The sequence below is a fragment of the Bradyrhizobium sp. P2_E8 genome (assembly GCF_056403875.1).
Genome location: NZ_JBFUES010001117.1, coordinates 1 through 2267, shown reverse-complemented (window position 1 = coordinate 2267; position 2267 = coordinate 1). Strand labels below are relative to the sequence as shown.

4 protein-coding genes and 1 pseudogene are annotated in these 2267 nt (G+C 64.5%); 1 reads left to right on the top strand and 4 read right to left on the bottom strand.

Features of this window, described 5'->3' with window-relative positions; translation table 11 throughout:
• The 4 genes and pseudogenes from AC1D00_RS37445 to AC1D00_RS37430 form a co-directional block, all read right to left on the bottom strand.
• Window positions 1–137 (bottom strand): annotated as a pseudogene (locus tag AC1D00_RS37445) (CCA tRNA nucleotidyltransferase); the annotation flags it as partial.
• Window positions 138–147: 10 nt separating this feature from the next.
• Window positions 148–411 carry a DUF6111 family protein gene (locus AC1D00_RS37440; RefSeq protein ID WP_027543671.1) on the bottom strand — a complete coding sequence of 88 codons (264 nt, stop codon included), beginning with the start codon at window positions 409–411 and terminating at the stop codon, window positions 148–150.
• Entirely contained in the window at window positions 408–1079 is a 672-nt protein-coding gene (locus tag AC1D00_RS37435) for a CoA pyrophosphatase (RefSeq protein ID WP_477014130.1), read from the bottom strand. The genes AC1D00_RS37440 and AC1D00_RS37435 overlap by 4 nt, the downstream gene beginning before the upstream one ends.
• Window positions 1076–1687 carry a DUF1285 domain-containing protein gene (locus tag AC1D00_RS37430; protein WP_477014129.1) on the bottom strand — a complete coding sequence of 204 codons (612 nt, stop codon included), beginning with the start codon at window positions 1685–1687 and terminating at the stop codon, window positions 1076–1078. Before AC1D00_RS37430 ends, AC1D00_RS37435 begins: the two co-directional genes overlap by 4 nt.
• 288 nt (window positions 1688–1975) lie before the next feature.
• On the opposite strand from AC1D00_RS37430, the gene AC1D00_RS37425 reads away from it, so the two are divergent.
• Window positions 1976–2267, top strand: a 292-nt coding sequence (locus tag AC1D00_RS37425; RefSeq protein ID WP_477014128.1) for an AAA family ATPase, incomplete at its 3' end; no start/stop codon positions are given.

The window sequence follows — 2267 nt, the reverse complement described above, 5'->3', positions numbered from 1 at the left end:
AGATCGAGCAGCGCGTTGCGCACCGCGCCGCCGACCACCCGCGCCTCCTCGCCATCGGCGCCCAGCAATTGCAGGACGCGCGCGGTCCCGCCGGAGATCAGCCATGGCGCACCGGCGAGGATCGGCTCCGCGCTCATCGGCAGGCCCCTATCTTTCCGTGCCCGGCACGAACTTGCCGTTCTCGATATGGGCGGGAACGTAGGTCGAATCCGGGCCGGCGCCGGAGAACTGCGCCAGGCCGATCAGACCCGCGATCACGAGCACGATCGCCACGAGGGCGAGGCGAGCGACGATGGTAACCGGCCAGGACGATTGCACGAACAGGCCGGACCGGCTGGCGGCCAGGAACAGCGCATAGACGGCAAAGGGAACGAGGAAGATTCCGATCTCGGTCAGAACCGTCCGGATCATGATGAGTAGATCCGCTCATAAAGCACACGCAGCATTCCGGCCGTTGCACCCCAGATGTAACGTTCCGCGAACGGCATCGCATAGTAAAAGCGCTCCATGCCGCGGAATTCCTTGCTGTGCAGCTGGTGGTTCGCCGGATTCATCAGGAAGGATAGCGGCACCTCGAACGCATCATCAACCTCGGAATGGTTGATCGTGAGCGCAAAGCCGGGCCGGACCCTCGCGACCGTCGGCAGGATGCGGAAGCCGAAGGCGGTGCCGTAGAGATCGAGATAGCCGATCGGCTCGACGAAGTCGCGCGACAGCCCGACCTCCTCCTCGGCCTCGCGCAGCGCCGCATCGACCGGCGAGGCGTCGGTCGCGTCGATCTTGCCGCCGGGAAAGGCGATCTGGCCGGCGTGGTCGTTGAGATGCGCCGAGCGCTGCGTCAGCAGGACGGTCGGCTCGGGATGGTCCACCACCGCGATCAGGACCGCCGCCGGGCGCACCGGCTGCTCGCGCGCGACGATCTCCAGCATCTTGTCGGTCCCGGGATCGCCCGAGGCCGGAATGATGTTGGGATCGTAGAGGCCGGGCGGAACGTCGAAGCCGAGCTTCGCCCTGGAACGGGCAAAGAAATCCGCCGCTCGAAACGCGACGGGTTCGCTTCTGGGGATAGGCTTGTTCAAAGCGCGGCCCTCACCTGCTCCGCATCGGCCATGGCGAAGAATTCGCCGGCCGACTCGACGCCGAACATCGGCTCGCCATCGACCATCCGCTCCTCGCCCATGTCAACCAGATCGTAATAGAGCGCGCGGGTCACCTTGGCCCAGAGATCGGCGCGGACGTGCAGATAGGGCGTCAGGCCGCCGTCCTTTGCCTGCTCGAAGCGCAGCCGGTGCGCGGCATCGCAGGTGACCCAGTCGTCGACATTGGTGCGGAAGCGCAGCACGCGATGGTTGTCCTCGCCGTCCTCTTGCATTTCGACCGCCATGAACGGCGCGTCGTCGACGCGAATGCCGACCTTCTCCACCGGCGTCACGAGGAAGTGCTTGTCGCCCTCGCGCTTCAGGATGGTCGAGAACAGGCGGACCAGCGCGTGACGCCCGATTGGCGTCCCCATGTAGAACCAAGTACCATCGGAGGCGATTCGGATATCGAGATCGCCGCAAAACGGCGGATTCCACAGATGCACCGGAGGCAGGCCCTTTTTGGCGCCTTCGGCACCGGCGGCACTCTTGGCAGCGGCAGTCAGTCCCTCAAGACCGCGATCGGCGCTCTGCCCTTGGTTCGCCATGGTTTGCCCTGACTTTGTCCTTTGGCACGATTGGTGCAGGTCTACGTCGTACTCGGGTGCACGGTTCCACCCCGGATTAGTCCGGTGTGGAGGTCGCCACTTCGTGATGCCCTACATACCCTTAAGCCGATAAGGTGGGGATAGGTTAATTCAACGAATACATGGCCTTCCTGCAAGTCTAGCATAGGGCCCATGTGATGATGTGATGCATCTGACGCGATGCATCTGACGTGAYGCGATGACATGACGACGCGAGCGAGCCGCGCGGCAGGCTGAAGGAGCTAACGGATGGCGGAGAGTGTCGAGAAACTCGAGGATGGAATCGTCCGCTCGGCCGAGCAGGTCTCGAGCCAGATTCGCGCGGCGAAGGAGGCGATCGGATCCGTCATCTTCGGCCAGGACCGCGTGATCGAGAACACGCTGGTCACCATCCTCTCCGGCGGCCATGCGCTGCTGATCGGCGTGCCCGGCCTTGCCAAGACCAAGCTGGTCGAGACGCTCGGCGTCACGCTCGGTCTCGACGCCAAGCGCATCCAGTTCACGCCCGACCTGATGCCGTCGGACATCCTCGGCGCCGAGG

Excerpts from the sequence above, each read along its gene's own strand:
- AC1D00_RS37440 (WP_027543671.1), bottom strand. The coding sequence starts at position 411 with ATGATCCGGACGGTTCTGACCGAGATCGGAATCTTCCTCGTTCCCTTT.
- AC1D00_RS37430 (WP_477014129.1), bottom strand. The coding sequence starts at position 1,687 with ATGGCGAACCAAGGGCAGAGCGCCGATCGCGGTCTTGAGGGACTGACT.